Genomic DNA, 19,219 nt, shown 5'->3' on the forward strand with positions numbered 1-19,219 from the left:
TACTGATATTTTTTTATTGACTCGGCTATCCCGGGCGGCCGACGGGTGTCGGCGAGACTGCGGGCGTCGCGTGTTACGGCATCGCCGGGTCGCGTTGCCGGTGCGGCGCCGCGGTGCGCGTACCCACCAGGGTGACGGCGACTGCCGCGCCGGCCATCGGCAGGAGGAACGCGAGATAGAGATGGGACACCGACCAGCCGTCGTCCAGCAGCGCACCGACGGTCATCGGCGACAGGATCGCGCCGAGGCGGCCGATGCCGACCGCGAGGCCGATGCCGGTCGTGCGGATTTCGGCGGGGTACGGCGTCGGCGACAGCGCATACATGCCGGCCACGCACGCATTGATCACGGCGCCGAGGAACACCGCGACGGTCATCCCGATGCCGAGCGAGCCCGTGTTCGCGCCGAACACGACCATCAGCACGCCGCCGAGCAGCAGTGTCGCGCCCAGCAAGTTGCGCAGGCCGAAGCGCGTCGACAGCAGGCTGAAGAGCGATGCGCCCGCAATGCCGCCGAGGTTGAGCAGGACGCCGCCGGTGACGCCCTGCGATGCCGACAGGCCGGCCTGGACCAGCAGCTTCGGCGTCCAGCTCACGACGAAGTAGAAGCTGCCCATCACGAGGAAGAACGCGACCCACAACGCGATCGTGCGGCGCGTGAGCGGCGCGCGCAGCACGGCGGTCCAGCCCGACGCGGGGCTTGCCGTGTCGATGGACAGGGCGGCGGCCGGCAGCGCGTCGATCGGGGCGCGCTTCATTCTCGCGAGGATGCGGTTGATTTTCTGCAGCGCGTCGTCCGGACGCCTCGCCAGCAGGAAGTCGAGCGATTCCGGCAGCAGCGCGAGCACCATCGGGATCGACAGCAAGGTCAGGATGCCGCCGAACGCGAACACGCTGCGCCATCCCCACGTCGACAGCAGATAGCCGGCGACGACGCCGCCGGCGGTGGCGCCGATCGCGTAGCCGGTCGACTGCATGCCGATCGCGGCGCTGCGCCATTTGTTCGATGCGTACTCGCCGCTGATGACGGTCAGGCTCGCCAGCATGCCGCCGATGCCGAGCCCCGTATACGCGCGTGCGATCGCGAGTTGCAGCGTGCTGTGGGTGGCCGCGCACGCGAGCATCCCGGACGAGATCACCGCGAGGCAGAGCAGGATGATGCGCCGGCGGCCGACGCGGTCGGCCAGCGGCGCGATCAGCACGGAGCCCACGCCCATGCCGGCCAGCCCGGCACTCAGCAGCAGGCCGATTTCCTTGCCGCTCAGTTTCCATTCGGCCGCGAGGTGCGGCGCGGCGAACGCGACGGCCAGCACGTCGAAGCCGTCGAGCATGTTCAGCACGATGCAGGCCGTGACCGCCATCGTCTGGAACGCGCTCATCGGGGATTCGTCGATCGTATTGCGGATAGGTGCGCTCACGTCAAAGATCCTTCATAAAATAGTAGGACTAATCAAAAGGGATGGACCAGAAGCCTGCGGCAGCGGACGGGATAAAGGTGAATGCGCGCGCTGGCGGGCATCCCCGGGAATACCCGCGTTGGCCGGCACGCATCGCTGGCGGGCCGGCACGATGCTCACGCGGGTTCGGGTTGCCGCAGCAGCCGTTCGATCACGCGCCGCGCGCGATTGGGGCCCGCGTCGACGTGAATGTCGATCTGGCGACCGTCCGGAAACCGCAACTGATTCCGGTATTGCGCTTCGATCACGGTCTTGTCCTCGTCGAACGTCGCCGCGGATTGCTCGATGACCGTTTGCGCGACGCGCTCGACGTCGTGTTGCGGATTGGTCGCGACGGTCCAGAAGTAGTGCGTGGTCGTTTCCGTCTCGGGCGTGATGCCGTGGAAGCCGCGCATGTGAAAGCCGCCGCGCGCCGGATCGTGCAGGGCGCCGGTGCCGGCGTCCATCGCGCCGGTCCAGATCCGGATGTGCGACACGTGGAACTCGATTTCCTGCCAGCGATCGACGCGCGCCGCGAACGGCCATGCGGCCGTGTAGGTCGGCGGCGGCTCGGAATCCGGCATCCGGCGCACCAGCGTTACCGTGTCGCCGTCGCTGCTGACGCGGGTTTCCGCGCCCATGTGCAGCGGCGCGTTGCCGCCGATCGTTTTCAGATGGACGTAACCGAGGTGGCTCAGGTCCATCAGGTTGTCGTGTATCAGTTGATACGGCGCGTCGTAATGGTAGCGGCCGCCGCCGAACCGGTAGTGCGGATCGCCGTGGAACGCGTAGCGCGGCGGCGCGCAGGTCGGTCGAGCCTGCGCGTCGGCGCCGATCCAGATCCATACGATCGCGTCCTGTTCCTGCACCGGATACGACGACACGCACGCCTTGGCCGGAATCCGGTCTTGCCCGGGGATCTCCACGCATGCACCGCCGCGGTCGAACAGCAGCCCGTGATAGCCGCAGCGCAGGCCGCGCGCTTCGAGCGAGCCGCACGACAGCGGCAGCGACTTGTGGCAGCAGCGATCCTCCAGCGCGCCGACTTCCCCGGACGGCAGCCGGAACAGGACGACCGGATGGCCGAGCAGCGTGCGGGCGACGGGTTGGTCCGTCAGCTCGGACGACAGCGCGGCGACCCACCAGCGGTCGACGGGAAATTTCGTACTATTAAACGGTGGTCGGGCGTGTCGTTCCATGGTTCGTCTCCAGTATTGTGCTTGGCCGCCGCGTATCGGGCGGTCCGTCTACAGATCGAGTACCAGCAGGTCGCTTCGCGCTCGCGAGCAGCAGGGCATGAACTGGTCGCCGGCGGCTTTTTCGTCGTCGGTCAGGTACGCATCGCGGTGATCGGGCTCGCCTTGCAGCACGCGCGTCACGCACGTGCCGCAGACGCCTTGCTCGCACGACGTCAGCACGTCGACGCCGTTCGCGGCCAGCGCCGCGATGACCGTGCATTCGGCCGGCACGTCGATCACCTGGCCGCTGCTCGCGATCCGCACCTGGAACGCGCGGTCCGAGCCCGACGACGCCACCGCGCCGCCGAAGAACTCATAGTGCAGCCGGTCGTCGGCCCAGCCGCGCTCGCGCGCGGCGTTCAGCACCGCATCCATGAAGCCGCGCGGGCCGCACACGTACAGGTGCGTGCCTTCGGCCGCAGCGGCGAGCACGGCGGCGACGTCGAAGCGTTGCTCGGGCGCGCCGTCGTCGACGTGGAGGCGGGTGCGATCGCGGAACCCGGCCGCGTCGATGCGTTCGACGAAGGCCATGCGGTCGGTCGAGCGCGCGCAGTAGTGCATGTCGAACGCGGCGCCCGACGAGAACAACCGTTCCGCCATGCAGAGAATCGGCGTGACGCCGATCCCGCCCGCGAGCAACAGGTGATGCGGCGCGTCGGGGGCGAGTGCGAACTGATTGCGCGGCACGCCGATCCGCACGGTATCGCCTTGCCGGATCTCGTCGTGAATGGCGCGCGACCCGCCGCGACCGTCGGGATCGCGCAGCACCGCGATCTGATAGCGATCGCCGTGTTCCGGGTGATTGCACAGCGAGTATTGGCGCACGAGGCCGCCCGGCAAATGCACGTCGATATGCGCGCCGGCGTCGAAGCGCGGCAGCGGCGAACCGTCGTCGCTGACGAATTCGAAGCCGCAGATGTCGCGCGCTTCCTGCCACTTGCGGGCGACGCGGACCGTCAGCGTCGCGGCGCTCACGATGCCTCCGAGATCGGCGTGACCGGGATCACGGGCCGCTGCGGGCTCGATGCGTTTTCGTCGGCGAGCAGCCGCTCGATCACCTTGCGCGACAGCACGCCGCCGGCGTCGATGTTGAGCTTGAGCAGCTTGCGGTCCGGCCATTTGTCGAGGTTCAGCTGCTGGCGCTCGAGCATCTCGAGATCCTCGGCGAAGATCTTGCCCTGGCCTTCGCGGATCTCGGCGGTCAGTGCGTGATCGTCGGGCCGGAAGTTGCGCGCCATCCCCCAGAAGTACCAGATCGACGTGTCCGTCTCGGGCGTGATGAAATCGACGACGATCGACGACGCCTTCAGGTCGGCCGGTGCGTCGTAGCCGCCGTGGCCCGCATGCGCGACACCGACCTCGATCATCACGTGGCTCGGCGGCGAGAAGCGACAGATCTGCCAGCGGTCGACCGGCACGTCGTCGGCCAGTCCGTTGCCGCGCAGCGCCATCCGCCAGAACGGCGGCGGCATCACGTTTTCCATGAAGCGGCTCGTGACGACTTCGTCGCCGTGGCTGGTGGTCTTCGGCGCCGCTTCGTCGATTTCCTTCTGGCCGATGCTCGATGCGTGCACGTAGGTCTCGTGCGTGAGATCCATCAGGTTGTCGATCATCAGCCGGTAGTCGCACCGGATGTGATACAGGCCGCCGCCATGGGCCCACGCCGGATCCTCGGCCCACGCCAGCGCGGGCAGCTTGGCGGGATCGGCAGCCGACGCGTCGCCCGGCCAGACCCAGATGAATCCGTACCGCTCGATCGCCGGGAAGCTGCGGATCGGCGGAAACCCGCCGACACGCTGGCCCGGCATGCCGGCCGTCTTGCCGTTGCAGCCCATTTCCAGCCCGTGATAGCCGCACACGAGCACGCCGTCGCGCACGAATCCCAGCGACAGCGGTGCGCCGCGGTGCGGGCAGAAATCCTCGAGCGCGGCGACCTGGCCGTCCGCCGCGCGGTAAAACACCATCGATTCGTTGCAGATCTTGCGGCCGAGCGGCTTGCCGTCGATTTCATCGGGCGTGCATGCCACGTACCAAGCATTCTTGAGAAACACGTTCGTCGTCTCCATCAGGTCGATGCCGCCGGTACGCGGCATCTCTTCATTCCGTGTACTGAATGAGATTCAGTGTACTCATTGAGATTGGCTGGGGCAAGGCGGGCGGTATACTGGTTTTCCCGGGAAATGGCGCGAGGCAGCGCCATGCCGTCGGCGCGTGCAACCGGCACGCGCCGCTTATGTCATCGACTCATTCATGGAAAAAACCAATCCCGCCGACCTGCCGGTTTTCCCGCTCGATCTGTACGACGAACCCGGGCATCTGATCCGGCGCGCGCACCAGATCGCGGTTGCGATGTTCTACGAGAAGCTGGGCCGGGACGTGACGCCGGTGCAGTACGCGGTGCTGCGGATGCTCTACGAGTGCCCGGGGCTCGATCAGGTGACGCTCGCGCAGCGGGTCGCGCTCGACACGTCGACGACCGCGGATCTCGCGGTCCGGCTCGAGGCGAAAGGATTGATCGTGCGCGAAGTGCTGCCGCGGCGTCAGCGCCGCCTGCTGCTGACGCCGGCGGGCGTCGAACTGCTCACGCACCTGATTCCGTCGGTGAAGGAGCTGCGTGCCGGCCTGTTCGACGGCATGGGAGAGGACGATTCGCAGGAACTGATGCGCCTGTTGCGCAAGTTCGTCCATTTGAACAACGAGCAGAGCCGCGCGCCGCTGCGCGTCGGCGACGAGTCATAGCCGCTTCGAATCCCGCGCCGGCGGCAAAGCGGCGCCGAGGGCGGGCGTGCTGCCCGCCGCCGCGCGTCACCGGCGCGTGCTTTCGCCTTCCAGCCGCCGCACGGCTTCGGCTACGTCGTTCCTGAAGCGCACGAGCGCCGCCTGTTCCGGCGCCGGCGGCTGCACGGCGGCCCACAGCATGTCGACGAGCTGCGTGGCCGTCGTTTCCGTATCGAGCTTGCGGTGCCCGAGGATCGCGTCCCACAGCACGTGCTCGATCGGCCCGAACACCATCGAGCGCAGCAGGCTCAGCGGCAGGTCGGTGCGCACCTGGCCGGCCGCCTGCCCGCGCGCGAGCACGTCCATCAGCGGCGCCGTGTAGCGGCGCTGCAGCGCGGTGAGCTCGTCGCTCAGCGCATGCTGCTTCGCGCGACCTTCCGACAGCACCAGCGCGCACAGGCCCGTGCCGTTCACCAGCATCAGCCGCAGGTGGGTGCGCACGATGAACGCGAACTGCTGCTGCACCGACGCGTCCTGCGGCATCCCTTCCTCGAACGCGGCGATGTTTTCGTCGTACCAATCCGCGATCACACGCGCGCACAGCTCGCGCTTGCCGCGGAAGTAGCTGAACACCGTCGCCTCCGATACCCCCACGCGCTGCGCGATCTCGGCGGCCGTCGCATGCTCGTAACCTTTTTCGGCGAACACTTCCCGGCCGGCGCGCAGAATGTCCTGCACGCGTTGCTGGGATTTGCGCCCGGCGGGCGCGCGCGACGTGTCGGCGCGGTCGGCTTTGACGGTGGCGGTCATGGTGTCGGCGGGTTCGGCTGTCATTCCCGCATGATATCTGAGTGTCACTCAAAAAACTATTGACGCCGAACCGGGCGACGCGCGAAACTGTGCGAAATTTACGCTGTATTGGTCAATGAATCGATGCATTCATTCGATTTGAGCGAAACTCAGAAATCGGTGAATGCCACCCACTTTCTGGAGACGGAGGAGACATGATCAACCTGCCCGGTGTGCAATTCATGCTCGGTGAAGACATCGAGATGCTGCGCGACGCCGTCGCGACGTTCGCGGCGAAGGAAATCACGCCGCGCGCGGCGGAGGTCGACCGCACCGACCAGTTTCCGATGGATCTGTGGAAGAAGTTCGGCGATCTCGGCGTGCTCGGCATGACGGTGGCCGAGGAGTACGGCGGCGCGAACATGGGCTACACCGCGCACATGGTCGCGATGGAGGAGATCTCGCGCGCGTCGGCGTCGATCGGCCTGTCGTACGGCGCGCACTCGAACCTGTGCGTGAACCAGATCCACCGCAACGGCACCGACGCGCAGAAGCGCAAATACCTGCCGAAGCTCGTATCGGGCGAACACATCGGCGCGCTCGCGATGAGCGAGCCGAACGCCGGCTCCGACGTCGTCAGCATGAAGCTGCGCGCCGACAAGCGCGGCGACCGCTACGTGCTGAACGGCACGAAAATGTGGATCACCAACGGCCCCGATTGCGACACGCTGGTGGTCTACGCGAAGACCGACGTCGAAGCGAATGCGCGCGGCATCACCGCGTTCATCGTCGAGAAGGGCATGAAGGGCTTCTCGGTCGCGCAGAAGCTCGACAAGCTCGGCATGCGCGGTTCGCACACGGGCGAGCTGGTGTTCCAGGACGTCGAGGTGCCGGAGGAGAACATCCTCGGCCAGCTCAACGGCGGCGTGAAGGTGCTGATGAGCGGGCTCGACTACGAGCGCGCGGTGCTGTCGGGCGGCCCGACGGGCATCATGGCCGCGTGCCTCGACGCGGTGGTGCCGTATATCCACGACCGCAAGCAGTTCGGCCAGGCGATCGGCGAATTCCAGCTGATCCAGGGCAAGGTCGCCGACATGTACACCACGTTCCAGGCATGCCGGGCGTACCTGTACGCGGTCGGCCGCCATCTCGATTCGGCGGGCAGCGACCACCTCCGCCAGGTGCGCAAGGATTGCGCGGGCGTGATCCTCTACACGGCCGAGAAGGCGACGTGGATGGCCGGCGAGGCGATCCAGATCCTCGGCGGCAACGGCTACATCAACGAATACCCGGTCGGGCGCCTGTGGCGCGATGCGAAGCTGTACGAGATCGGCGCCGGCACGAGCGAGATCCGCCGGATGCTGATCGGCCGCGAGCTGTTCGCGGAAACGATGTAACGCCCCACGTCACGCGAACGGAGCCTCGTCGATGCCGATCATCGAATCGAAACTGAACCCGCGCTCGGAAGACTTCCGCGCGAATGCCGCCGCGCTCGAGGCGGTCGTCGCCGACCTGCGCGCGAAGATCGAACAGCTCGCGCAGGGCGGCGGCCAGGCCGCGCGCGACAAGCACCTGGCGCGCGGCAAGCTGCTGCCGCGCGAGCGCATCGCGCAACTGCTCGATCCGGGCGCGCCGTTCCTCGAGTTCTCGCAACTCGCCGCGAACGGCATGTACAACGACGACGCGCCGGGCGCGGGCATCATCACCGGGATCGGCCGCATTGCCGGCCGCGAATGCGTGATCGTGTGCAACGACGCGACGGTCAAGGGCGGCACCTACTACCCGGTCACCGTGAAGAAGCACGTGCGCGCGCAGGAAATCGCCGCTGAGAACCGGCTGCCGTGCGTGTACCTCGTCGATTCGGGCGGCGCGAACCTGCCGAACCAGGACGACGTGTTTCCCGATCGCGACCACTTCGGCCGCATTTTCTTCAACCAGGCGACGATGTCGGCGGCGGGAATCGCGCAGATCGCCGTCGTGATGGGTTCGTGCACGGCGGGCGGCGCATACGTGCCGGCGATGAGCGACGAGTCGATCATCGTGAAGGAGCAGGGCACGATTTTCCTCGGCGGGCCGCCGCTCGTGAAGGCCGCGACCGGCGAGGAAGTGAGCGCCGAGGATCTCGGCGGCGGCGACGTCCACACGCGCCTGTCGGGCGTGGCCGACCATCTCGCGCAGAACGACGCGCATGCGCTGTCGATCGCGCGCAGCATCGTCGGGCATCTCGCGCCGAAGATCGCGTCGCCGGTGGCGCTGCGCGAGCCGAAACCGCCGCGCTACGACGCGAAGAGCGTGTACGGCGTGATTCCGGTCGATACGCGCAAGCCGTTCGACGTGCGCGAGGTGATCGCGCGCATCGTCGACGATTCCGAGTTCGACGAATTCAAGGCGCGCTTCGGCACGACGCTCGTCACGGGCTTCGCGCACATCTGGGGCCACCCGGTCGGGATCGTCGCGAACAACGGCATCCTGTTCTCCGAGTCGGCCGTGAAGGGCGCGCATTTCATCGAGCTGTGCTGCCAGCGCAAGATTCCGCTCGTGTTCCTGCAGAACATCACGGGCTTCATGGTCGGGCGCAAGTACGAGAACGAAGGCATCGCGCGGCACGGCGCGAAGATGGTGACGGCCGTGTCGAACGCGAAGGTGCCGAAGTTCACGGTGATCATCGGCGGCTCGTTCGGCGCCGGCAACTACGGGATGTGCGGCCGCGCATTCGGCCCGCGCTTCCTGTGGATGTGGCCGAACGCGCGCATTTCGGTGATGGGCGGCGAGCAGGCCGCGTCGGTGCTGGCCACCGTGCGCCGCGACGGCATCGAGGCGAAGGGCGGCTCGTGGTCGGCGGAGGAAGAGGACGCGTTCAAGCAGCCGATCCGCGACCAGTACGAGCGCCAGGGCCATCCGTACTACGCGAGCGCGCGGCTGTGGGACGACGGCGTGATCGACCCGGCGCAGACGCGCGACGTGCTCGGGCTCGGCCTCGCCGCGTCGATGAACGCGCCGATCGACGAGACGCGCTTCGGCGTGTTCCGCATGTAACGGCCGGGAGGGCTGAACGATGCGATACGAAACGATCAAGGTAAGCGAAGCCGGCCGCGTGGCGACCGTCACGCTCGCGCGTCCCGACGTGCGCAACGCGTTCAACGAGACGACGATCGCCGAGCTGACCACCGCGTTCGAGTGGCTCGACGCGCACGAAGGGGTGCGCGCGATCGTGCTCGCCGCGGAAGGCGCGGCGTTTTGCGCGGGCGCGGACCTGAACTGGATGAAGAAGATGGCCGGTTACTCGGACGACGAGAACCGTGCCGATGCGCGCAAGCTCGCGCGGATGCTCGAGGCGATCCATCGCTGCGGCAAGCCGGTGATCGCACGCGTGCATGGAGACGCGTATGCGGGCGGCGTCGGTCTCGTTGCCGCGGCCGACATCGCGATCGCCGCCGTCGGCGTGAAATTCTGCCTGTCGGAAGCGCGGCTCGGGCTGATCCCCGCCACGATCGCGCCGTACGTGGTGCGCGCGATGGGCGAGCGCGCGGCGCGCCGCTACTTCACGACGGCCGAGGTGTTCGACAGCGCGCGTGCGGCGTCGCTCGGCTTCATTCACGACGCGGTGCCGGCCGACGCGCTCGACGACGCGGTCGCGAAGCTGGCCGCGACGCTCGTCGCGAACGGCCCCGATGCGGTGAAGGCCTGCAAGCGGCTCGTCGCCGACGTGGCCGGCCGCCCGCTCGACGCCGCGCTGATCGAGCAGACCGCCGACTGGATCGCGCGCACCCGCGCCGGCGCGGAAGCGCGCGAAGGGATTGCCTCCTTCCTCGAAAAGCGCACGCCGTCGTGGCGTGAATGATCGCGCCGCGCGCGTGATTCCCTCTTTCCGGACGACATCGAAGCCATGTTCGACAAGATTCTGATCGCCAACCGCGGCGAAATCGCATGCCGCGTCGCCGCGACGTGCAAACGTCTCGGGATCGCGAGCGTCGCCGTCTATTCCGACGCGGACGCGAACGCGAAACACGTGGCCGCGTGCGACGAAGCCGTGCACATCGGCGGTTCGGCCGCGGCAGACAGCTATCTGCGCATCGAGCGCATCATCGAAGCCGCGCGCGCGACCGGCGCACAGGCGATCCACCCCGGCTACGGCTTTCTGTCGGAGAACGAAGATTTCGCGCAAGCGTGCGACGCGGCCGGCATCGTGTTCATCGGGCCGCCGGTCGACGCGATCGCGGCGATGGGCTCGAAGGCCGCCGCGAAGGCGCTGATGCACGCGGCGGCGGTGCCGCTCGTGCCCGGCTATCACGGCGACGATCAGGATGCGGCCCGCCTGCATCGCGAAGCCGACGAGATCGGCTACCCGGTGCTGCTGAAGGCGAGCGCGGGCGGCGGCGGCAAGGGGATGCGCGTGGTCGAGCGCTCGGAGGACTTCCCGGCGGCGCTCGCGTCGTGCCAGCGCGAAGCGGCGAGCAGCTTCGGCAACGATCGCGTGCTGATCGAGAAATACCTGACGCGCCCGCGCCACGTCGAGGTGCAGGTGTTCGGCGACACGCACGGCAATACCGTGTACCTGTTCGATCGCGATTGCTCGGTGCAGCGCCGCCACCAGAAGGTGCTCGAGGAAGCGCCGGCGCCGGGCCTGCATGAAGACGTGCGCGAGGCCATGGGCCAGGCGGCCGTCGCGGCCGCGCGTGCGGTCGGCTATGTCGGCGCGGGTACCGTCGAATTCATCATGACGGGCGAAGCGTTCTACTTCATGGAAATGAACACGCGCCTGCAGGTCGAGCATCCGGTCACCGAAATGGTCACGGGGCTCGACCTCGTCGAATGGCAACTGCGCGTCGCGTCGGGCGAGCCGCTGCCGCTGAAACAGGAAGAACTGCGCGTGCAGGGCCATGCGCTCGAGGCGCGCCTCTATGCGGAGAACCCGGCGCGCGGCTTCCTGCCGTCGACGGGCACGCTGAAGCACCTGCGGTTGCCGGCCGGTGTCGAGTTCGACATCGGCGCGCCGGTGCGCGTCGACAGCGGCGTGCGCGAAGGCGACGCGATCACGCCGTTCTACGACCCGATGATCGCGAAGCTGATCGTCCACGGCGCGGATCGTGCGGAAGCGCTGGGCTTGATGCTGCGCGCACTGCGCGCGTGCGAGGTGGTCGGCCTGCATACGAACGCCGCGTTCCTGCAGCGGATCGTCGCGTGCGAACCGTTTGCGACGGCCGATCTCGATACGGGCCTGATCGAGCGCAACCACGACGCGCTGTTCGCGCCGCAACAGCCGCCGCGTGCCGCGCTGGCGCTGGCGTGCGCCGCGTTGCTCGCGCGCGAACGCGGTGTGGATACGCAGCGGGCGTCACCGTGGCGCGCATTGCCGGACTGGCGGCTGAACGGCGGCTATCGTCGCACGCTCGAATGGCATGCGGTCGAGCGCGAAGCGGACGCGACGGTCACGTATGAGGACGACGGCGCCGGTGCGCGCATCGCGATCCAGGGTGACGCCGCGCAACCGTTCGCATGGACGCGCGGCGCCACGCCGCTCGATTTCGACGTGACGCTCGGCGGCGTGCGCAGCAGCGGCCGCGTGTATGCGGACGGCGACAATTTCCACGTGTTCACGCAAGGCGCGGCCGACACGTTCGAATGGCGCAACCTGATCGCGCATGCGGGCGACGCGGAGCAGGGCGGCGGGCGTCTGACCGCACCGATGCCCGGCAAGGTGATCGCGGTGCTGGTCGAACCCGGCCAGAAAGTCGAAGCCGGCACGCCGCTGATCGTGATGGAAGCGATGAAGATGGAGCACACGATCGGCGCGCCGAGCGCGGGCGTCGTCGCGGAAGTGCTGTACGGCGTCGGCGACCAGGTCGCGGACGGTGCGCAGTTGCTGATGATGGAGCAAGGCTGAGCGTCGCCTGCTTCGCTGCATGCGGGCTGGCTGCTGCGGCCGCCGGCCCGTAAAATGACGCTTCGCGGTTCGTTGCATGGCCTGTATTGCGACGGACCGGCTTCGGTCGCTTCGAAAAAAACGAAGCAATGCGAATCTTTCGATTGCATTACGCGCCTCGTGCTTTCTCTTTCTTCCGCCACTGCGCGAGCCGCGTCTGCGTGCACGCGGCTCGCGTCGTGGCGCGACACCATCGTGTAATACGTCGTTATTAGCATCTCGCCGTCGACATGACCGGCGCGCACCCGCGCCCGTGTCATGTCGTCACATCCACGGAGAGACGTTATGCGAAAGTCGGCCCTACGGCCTTTCGCGGTCGTCGGTCTGATCGCGCTGACCGCCGTCCTCGGCGCGTGCAACGACGACCTGACCGCACCCGCCGCGCCCGTCGCGCAGCAGAAGGCCGCGTGCGGTGGCGGTGTCGTCGCCACCGCGCAGATGCGCTGCCCGCCCGGTTTCACCGCGCCTGCGTCGTCGCCCGCTTCCTGATCCCGGTCGTTTCCACCAGAAATCCAATCAAGAGCTACCCGCATGGCCACCCATTCGCGACGCGATTTTCTGAAGTTCTCCGCCGGCCTCGCCGGCGCGACCGCCGCCACCGCGCTGCTGCCCGAATCGATCCGCAAGGCGCTGGCGATCGAGCCGAACACCGTGACGGGCACGATCCAGGATGTCCAGCACATCGTCGTGTTCATGCAGGAAAACCGCTCGTTCGACCACTATCTCGGTCACCTGAGCGGCGTGCGCGGCTACAACGACCGCTTCCCGGTCACGCTGCCGAACGGCAAGCCGGTGTGGTTCCAGCCGCGGCAGGAAGACAAGACGAGCGTGATCGCGCCGTTCCGCTACGACACGACCAACCCGGGTGTCAACGCGCAATGTATCGGCGGTCTGCCGCATACGTGGGCGACGACGCACGGCGCGATCGACAACGGCCGCGCGGACCAGTGGGCGGTGCAGAAGTCGAACATGACGATGGGCTACCACGTCCGCGACGACATCCCGTTCCACTACGCGCTCGCGGATGCGTTCACGGTGTGCGACCACTACTTCTGCTCGATTCCGGGCAACACGCACCCGAACCGCATGTACCTGATGACGGGCATGGTCGACCCGCTGGGCACGGGCGGCGGCCCGCTGCTCGACAACACCGACTACATCGACAATCAGTTCGACAAGATCCAATTGCCGCCCTTCAGCTGGACGACGTATCCGGAGCGTCTCGAGAAAGCGGGCATCTCGTGGCAGATCTACCAGCAGGGCACCGGATTCGACAACTTCACCGGCAACTACGGCACGAACATGCTCGCGTGCTTCGAGAACTTCGTGAATGCGCCGGCCGGCTCGTCGCTGCAGACGCGCGGGATGAGCACGCGCCCGATCACGCAGCTGAAGGCCGACGTGCAGGCGAACGCGCTGCCGCAGGTGTCGTGGCTGCTGCCGCCCGCCGCGTATTCGGAGCACCCGAAGTTCACGCCGCTGTACGGCGCGTACTACCTGTCGACGATTCTCGATGCGCTGACGTCGAATCCGGACGTCTGGAGCAAGACCGTCCTGCTCGTCATGTACGACGAGAACGACGGCTTCTTCGATCACGTCGTGCCGCCGTCGGCGCCGACGCTGCCGGGCTCCGGCATGAGCACCGTGGACGTGTCGCTCGAACGGCACAACGTCGTGACTTCGACGCAGACGGGCACGTACACGGCAGACAACCTGCCGTACGGCCTCGGCCCGCGCGTGCCGATGTTCGTGGTGTCGCCGTGGTCGAAGGGCGGTTTCGTCTGCTCGCAGGTCTTCGATCACACGTCGGTGCTGCAATTCATCGAGAAGCGCTTCGGCGTGATGGAAACGAACATCTCGCCGTGGCGCCGTGCGATCTGCGGCGACCTGACGTCGGCGCTCGACTTCTCGAAATCGGATACGACGCTGCCGACCCTGCCGAACACGCAGGCGTATGTCGCGCAGGCGGACCTGCAATGCTCGCGCGCGTCGTCGCAGACGGCGCCGGCCAGCACCGCGCAGCAGGTCGTGACGGCGCAGGAGCCCGGCACGCGGCCGGCGCGCGCGCTGCCGTACGAACTGCACGTCACCGGCCAGTTGCAGGCGCAGGGTTACGCGCTGACGTTCGCAAACACCGGTGCGCAGGGCGCGCATTTCTGGGTCTATACCGGCGACGCGACCGCGATGCCGCGCCGCTATACGGTCGAAGCGGGCAAGCAGTTGACCGATACGTGGGCGCTCGACGCGAACGGCAACTACCTCGTGAGCGTGTGGGGGCCGAACGGCTATTTCCGGCGTTTCGCGGGGTCGGCCGTCGCGGATGCCGGCGCGAAGCCTGAAATCACGCCGTGCTACGACACCGCCAACGGCGACGTGTACGTGACGATCGCCAACGCGGGTACCGGCACGCTCACGGTCACGGCGACCGATGTCGCGTACGGCGGGGCCCCGCGCACGCTGACGGTGCCGGCGGGTCAGCGCATCGAAGCGCACTGGGATCTGTCGTGCAGCAGCCACTGGTACGACCTGCAGTTCGCGGTGGCGGGGAACGCAGGCTGGACGCGCCGCATCGCGGGGCACGTGGAAACCGGCAAGCCCAGCGTCACCGACCCGGCGGCCGTCGCGCCGACGATTGCGGCGATCTGACGGTCGTTTGTGTGCGGGGCGCCGGCGGGTTCGCCGGCAAACGATCGGGCCCGCGCGTGGTGCTTCGATCGTGACGAAGGCGCGTCATGGCGCCTTTGTCGTTCATCGTGAATCACCTTCGCGAAATCACATCGGGCGAAATACCGCGTACTGGTCGCCATCGACGTGTTCCATGTACCGCGAGTCATGGAGCGTGAGGTTGACCGGCTGGCGGTGTTTTTCGTCCGTGGCGTCCTGTCCGTCGTTGGTGCGCGTGTTGAACAGGTTCGACGCGTTCGCGGAATTCACGAGGGAATCAAGCCGCGGCGCGTGCCAGTCGAGGTGCCCTCTGAGCAGGTAGAAGTGCATGATGCCGCATTGCTGGTGCGCCCAGTAGTCATGCCACGTAAACGAATCGGGCCGCCATACGGAGTTGTGGCTCTCGAAGAACGACGCGCCGTTCATCGGCATGCACTCGGGGGTCGAGATGATGATGTATCGCGATCGATAGTTGAGAAATTCCAGCAGATCGCGACCGTGCGAGTGACGCATGTGTTCGATGACGTCGCCCAGAATGACCGTGTCGTACGTGTCGCCGGCTCGTTCGTAAAGCGTGTCGCTGACGGCGGACACGATGTCGTCGTAGCCGTTCTCGCGCAGGAGCGGATGTGTGTTCTCGTCGCATTCCAGCGCCGTGAAACGGCAATCCGGCACGACCTGCTTGAGCAGGCGCCCGTATTTGCCGCCTCCGGCCCCGATATCCAGAATATTCGTCGGGGCGATCGACTTGACGAGATGCTGAGTGAGCCGATCGAAGGTCGGCCACGAATACCCGATCTGTTCCAAGCTGATCTCCGATGACGGCGGGTTCGAGGAATCGATTGTAGTCGCTCGGCGGCGTTTACCGCCGGAAATCGCGGCGTCGGCGCAGCAGCCCGCCCTGGATGCCGCTGCCGCCCGGCACCCGGCGGCAGCCCGACGGCGCGACCGAGCCGTCTTGCTCGGATTCACCTGCGCCGGCCCCGTGCTGACCATCCCTGACAGTATGCGGCCGGCGCTCCGCTAAAATGCCGGGTTGCCGCGCGCCGCTTGACGCGGGCCGCGCATCGCGCGCTACACTGCGTTCATTCCAGCCCCATTCAATCTTCCATCCCGCCGACGATGACGTCCCCTGTCCTGAACGGCCTGCGCATCGGTATCACGATCGGGCTGCGTGCCCCCGACGAAAGCCTGTGGATCAACGGCATCAAGCAGAACGCGCTGTTTCTCGCGAAGCTGCTGATGGCGTCGCCGCACGGCTACCGCGTGACGCTGGTCAACACCACCGACGTGCCGCTCACCGATGCACTGCCGTGGGATCGCAGCGTATTCGACACGCGCACGTTCGACGACATGAAGGACGCGCTCGACGTGGTGATCGAACTCGGCGGCCAGATCAACGCGGAGCAGACGGCCTACGTGAAGGCGCGCGGCGCGAAGCTCGTCAGCTACTGCTGCGGCGTCGAGTACATCAACGTGATGGAATCGATGCTGTTCGGCCGCCGGCTGTGGGATTCGCTGTTCATCAACCGCGGCTACGACGAGGTGTGGGCGATTCCGCAGATCGCGCCGTCGTCGCTGCCGTTCCTGCAGTCGATGCGCCGCTGCCCGGGGCGCGTCGTGCCGTTCGTGTGGGATCCGATGTTCCTGAGCGCGCGCGCCGCGTCGCTGCCCGAGCGCGGCGAGTACCGGCCGCGCAGCGAGCCCGGCAAGCGGCTGACCGTGATGGAGCCGAACCACGACGTGGTGAAGTTCTGCGTGTATCCGATGCTGATCATCGACGAAGTGTATCGGCGCGAGCCCGACGCGATCTGCTTCACGCACGTGACGAACGCCGATCGCCTCGCGCACGGCAGCCCCGAGTTCGTGATGCTGATGAACTACCTGGACATCGTGCGTGCGGGCAAGGCGAGCTTCGTCGGGCGCTTCGAGACGCCGCTGTTCCTGGCCGACCTGACCGATATCGTCGTGTCGCACCAATGGTCGAATCCGCTCAACTATTTCTATTTCGACGTGTGCTGGCAGGGCTATCCGCTCGTGCACAACGCGAGCCTCGCCCCCGATCTCGGCTACTACTATCCGGACAACGACGTGGAGCAGGGCGCCGCGGCGCTGCTGCGCGCGCTGCATACGCACGATGACGACTGGGAAGCGTACACGCGGCGCCAGCGCGAGATCCTCGGCCGCTATACGTCGGCGAATCCGGCGCTCGTCGCCGAATATGACGCGCTGCTCGCGAGCCTGATCGGCGTGTCGGCCGCATAAGTCCTCCCGATTTGCTCGCGGCGCATGTCGTTGCACCGCAGCCTGCCATCGGGATTGGTCCGCCTTTATGTCTGACGAAATGGTGCCGTTAAAAAAGAAACCGCCGAACCCGATTGGTTCGACGGTTTTGAAGGCACGAAATTGACGGCTCCGAGGGAAGTCCGTCAGAAATCATTTTAGAGGTTAACAAGTCTTAAATATTGTTAAACATGTTTCAATCGATAATCATCATATGATTAAAGTCGATTTTATCGATTGGAAACGTCTAGATTCGGTTTCCATTTTTAATAATGGGTTTGCAGCATGGAGATTGAGTGCTGCGATGATCGAATGACGGGCGGCGGACGATCTTTGGCGCCGGATGAGCCGGCTGGCGGGCTTCGCGGCGGGCCTGGCAGCGAGTGAAGGCGATACGTCCCGAACGGCTATTTATCCGATCAATTGGATATTTCCTGATTTGCGCGATGCGTGAATGGCGGGATAATTGATTCAGGTCAAGATGTTTAGGTAAAAAGAATAAACGGCATCTCGATCTGGATTCCGCAATTTGCGTTAGTGTGACCTGTCGCACAATCGATATCGCGCGCGTATGGTTTATTTCCACTAATTGAATATCGTTGAAAAATATCGAATTTGACGGCGCGCCGAAGCGAAAAGTACGCTCCCGGAAAAGATCGACATGACAGGATGGGCCGGGTAGGCGGCGGAGCGCGTGAAGGTCGACTTGCTCCGCAATGTTTGTTGAGGTCGAGCCGCGATTGGCGGCTCGCCATTTGCCGGAGCGCCGGATGAATGCGGTCGAAGCTCGCCTGGAGGCGAATCGGGAAGCGCAGCGTGACGAAATCGATGTCGTGTTCGGTGCACCCGACGATCATCCCGACCTCGCGTCGGTACGCAGTTTCGTGGAAAGCCGGCTCGGGTTCGCGCAAGAGCCGGTATGCCGCGCCGACCTGTCGGGTGGTGTGCTGTACCGGGAATGCCTAGCGAGACTGCGCTGGGGCGAGCGTGACGCGCTGCCGCCGGTCGCGTTCCTGCCGCGCCTCGAGGCGCTCGGGCTGATGCGGTGGTTCGACCGGCTCGTGGTCGGCCGGACGATCGACGCGCTGCGTGCCGATCCGGCGGCCGTGTTCGGCTGCAACGTGACGGCGGCGAGCGCGGTCGTCGACGACGGGTGGCTGGCGATCTTCAGGCGGCTCGAGCGCGAGCCGTCGGTCGCGGCGCGGCTGGTGGTCGAAATCACGGAGACGGGGCCGCTGAATCCCGTCGCCGGGCGCTCGTTCGTGAACCGCTTCCAGCGGGCCGGATGCCGGATCGCGATCGACGATTTCGGGGTCGGCTTCAGCGCGTTGAACAACCTGGTGGTCGGCAATCCCGACATCGTGAAGCTCGACCGTTCGATCCTGTCGATGATCAAGCGCAACGCGATCGGGCGCTACCAGTTCCGCAGGCTGATCGCGTTCGCGCATGAAGGGGCGCGGCACGTCGTCGTCGAAGGCGTGGAGAGCGAGAGCGACCGGCAGATCCTCGTGGACGCCGGCGTCGCGTGGGCGCAGGGCATCCGTTTTTCATGGCGGTCGCCGGCCGCCGCTTGACGGCGGGGAACCGGCGAAGTGGCGTGCATGACGCACGCCGGTATCGGGCGTGGCCGGCGCGTGGCCGGGACGAATCGCAAAGGGGCGTGGGCATGGCGGGGACGAAGGCCGGAGGCGGAACAGGCACGCAGGCGGGCGGTGCGCGCGATCTCGTCGCGATCGCCGAGCTGGCCGACATGCTGCGGCAACTGGGCACCGAATCGCCCGAGGTGCCGATCGACGTCGCGCCGTATCTCGACGGCCTGGCAGCCGTTGCGCGTCGCATTCGGCGGATGAAGCCGCTCGACGCCGGCGCCCGCGAACTGGCGGCGCGGCACTATTACGCGGGCGTCATCGCCGGCGCATGCGGCGACGATTCGGCGATCGCGCGCGGCGTCACCGACAGCCTCGCCAGTCAATCCGGCGGCGCGAGCCCGACGGCGGCGCGCTGTTTCGCGGCACTCGCGCGCACGGGGCGGCGGCATGGTCGTGCGTTCGCCGCGCAGAGCGGCAATCGGGTGCCGGTCTAGCGGCCGGTCACACCGGTCACGGGCCGAGGCACGGCGCGAGGCGCGCGGCCTGCGTCGACCTCATCGGCACGCAGCAGCGCCCGGCC

The 19,219-nt window shown here is 66.8% G+C and carries 16 protein-coding genes; 10 read left to right on the forward strand and 6 right to left on the reverse strand.

Annotated elements, in window-relative coordinates:
* Nucleotides 1–73: 73 nt before the first annotated feature.
* The 4 genes from HWX08_RS31475 to HWX08_RS31490 form a co-directional block, all read right to left on the reverse strand.
* Entirely contained in the window at nt 74–1,417 is a 1,344-nt protein-coding gene (locus tag HWX08_RS31475; RefSeq protein WP_174921839.1) for an MFS transporter, read from the reverse strand.
* A gap of 155 nt (nt 1,418–1,572) precedes the next feature.
* Complete coding sequence (locus tag HWX08_RS31480; RefSeq protein WP_174921840.1) at nt 1,573–2,634, reverse strand: aromatic ring-hydroxylating oxygenase subunit alpha; 1,062 nt, start codon at nt 2,632–2,634, stop codon at nt 1,573–1,575.
* Nucleotides 2,635–2,682: 48 nt separating this feature from the next.
* On the reverse strand, nt 2,683–3,648 hold the full coding sequence (locus HWX08_RS31485; RefSeq protein WP_174921841.1) for a PDR/VanB family oxidoreductase: 966 nt from the start codon (nt 3,646–3,648) through the stop codon (nt 2,683–2,685).
* On the reverse strand, nt 3,645–4,724 hold the full coding sequence (locus tag HWX08_RS31490) for an aromatic ring-hydroxylating oxygenase subunit alpha (RefSeq protein ID WP_174921875.1): 1,080 nt from the start codon (nt 4,722–4,724) through the stop codon (nt 3,645–3,647). The genes HWX08_RS31485 and HWX08_RS31490 overlap by 4 nt, the downstream gene beginning before the upstream one ends.
* Before the next feature lie 199 nt (nt 4,725–4,923).
* Between HWX08_RS31490 and HWX08_RS31495 the strand changes: the two genes are divergently transcribed.
* Complete coding sequence (locus tag HWX08_RS31495; protein WP_039339640.1) at nt 4,924–5,412, forward strand: MarR family winged helix-turn-helix transcriptional regulator; 489 nt, start codon at nt 4,924–4,926, stop codon at nt 5,410–5,412.
* 66 nt (nt 5,413–5,478) lie between these two features.
* Here the strand turns inward: HWX08_RS31495 and HWX08_RS31500 are convergent, their stop codons facing one another.
* On the reverse strand, nt 5,479–6,225 hold the full coding sequence (locus HWX08_RS31500; protein ID WP_069260725.1) for a TetR/AcrR family transcriptional regulator: 747 nt from the start codon (nt 6,223–6,225) through the stop codon (nt 5,479–5,481).
* Between the two features lie 170 nt (nt 6,226–6,395).
* Here HWX08_RS31500 and HWX08_RS31505 point away from each other — a divergent pair, with 170 nt between their 5' ends.
* From HWX08_RS31505 to HWX08_RS31530, 6 genes are all read left to right on the forward strand, one after another.
* The gene (locus HWX08_RS31505; RefSeq protein ID WP_069260724.1) at nt 6,396–7,577 is read left to right on the forward strand and encodes an isovaleryl-CoA dehydrogenase; all 1,182 of its coding nucleotides are present in this window, start codon (nt 6,396–6,398) and stop codon (nt 7,575–7,577) included.
* A 31-nt stretch (nt 7,578–7,608) separates the two neighbouring features.
* Nucleotides 7,609–9,216 carry a carboxyl transferase domain-containing protein gene (locus HWX08_RS31510; RefSeq protein ID WP_069260723.1) on the forward strand — a complete coding sequence of 536 codons (1,608 nt, stop codon included), beginning with the start codon at nt 7,609–7,611 and terminating at the stop codon, nt 9,214–9,216.
* 19 nt (nt 9,217–9,235) lie between these two features.
* Entirely contained in the window at nt 9,236–10,021 is a 786-nt protein-coding gene (locus HWX08_RS31515) for an enoyl-CoA hydratase/isomerase family protein (RefSeq protein WP_174921842.1), read from the forward strand.
* A gap of 45 nt (nt 10,022–10,066) precedes the next feature.
* The gene (locus HWX08_RS31520) at nt 10,067–12,064 is read left to right on the forward strand and encodes an acetyl-CoA carboxylase biotin carboxylase subunit (RefSeq protein ID WP_174921843.1); all 1,998 of its coding nucleotides are present in this window, start codon (nt 10,067–10,069) and stop codon (nt 12,062–12,064) included.
* Between the two features lie 324 nt (nt 12,065–12,388).
* Nucleotides 12,389–12,592 carry a hypothetical protein gene (locus HWX08_RS31525; RefSeq protein ID WP_069260720.1) on the forward strand — a complete coding sequence of 68 codons (204 nt, stop codon included), beginning with the start codon at nt 12,389–12,391 and terminating at the stop codon, nt 12,590–12,592.
* Nucleotides 12,593–12,634: 42 nt separating this feature from the next.
* Nucleotides 12,635–14,749 (forward strand): phosphocholine-specific phospholipase C, encoded by a 2,115-nt coding sequence (locus tag HWX08_RS31530; RefSeq protein ID WP_069260719.1) that lies wholly within the window; start codon nt 12,635–12,637, stop codon nt 14,747–14,749.
* A 126-nt stretch (nt 14,750–14,875) separates the two neighbouring features.
* On the opposite strand, the gene HWX08_RS31535 is transcribed toward HWX08_RS31530, so the two are convergent.
* Nucleotides 14,876–15,574: a class I SAM-dependent methyltransferase gene (locus tag HWX08_RS31535; RefSeq protein WP_069260718.1), complete on the reverse strand. Its 699-nt coding sequence runs from the start codon at nt 15,572–15,574 to the stop codon at nt 14,876–14,878.
* Nucleotides 15,575–15,889: 315 nt separating this feature from the next.
* Here HWX08_RS31535 and HWX08_RS31540 point away from each other — a divergent pair, with 315 nt between their 5' ends.
* From HWX08_RS31540 to HWX08_RS31550, 3 genes are all read left to right on the forward strand, one after another.
* Nucleotides 15,890–17,032 (forward strand): DUF2827 domain-containing protein, encoded by a 1,143-nt coding sequence (locus tag HWX08_RS31540; RefSeq protein WP_069260717.1) that lies wholly within the window; start codon nt 15,890–15,892, stop codon nt 17,030–17,032.
* Between the two features lie 788 nt (nt 17,033–17,820).
* On the forward strand, nt 17,821–18,624 hold the full coding sequence (locus HWX08_RS31545; RefSeq protein WP_069260716.1) for an EAL domain-containing protein: 804 nt from the start codon (nt 17,821–17,823) through the stop codon (nt 18,622–18,624).
* Between the two features lie 92 nt (nt 18,625–18,716).
* The gene (locus HWX08_RS31550) at nt 18,717–19,133 is read left to right on the forward strand and encodes a hypothetical protein (protein ID WP_069260715.1); all 417 of its coding nucleotides are present in this window, start codon (nt 18,717–18,719) and stop codon (nt 19,131–19,133) included.
* Nucleotides 19,134–19,219: the final 86 nt, after the last annotated feature.

Origin of the sequence: Burkholderia metallica (genome assembly GCF_902832845.1) — a bacterium.
GTDB lineage: Bacteria > Pseudomonadota > Gammaproteobacteria > Burkholderiales > Burkholderiaceae > Burkholderia > Burkholderia metallica.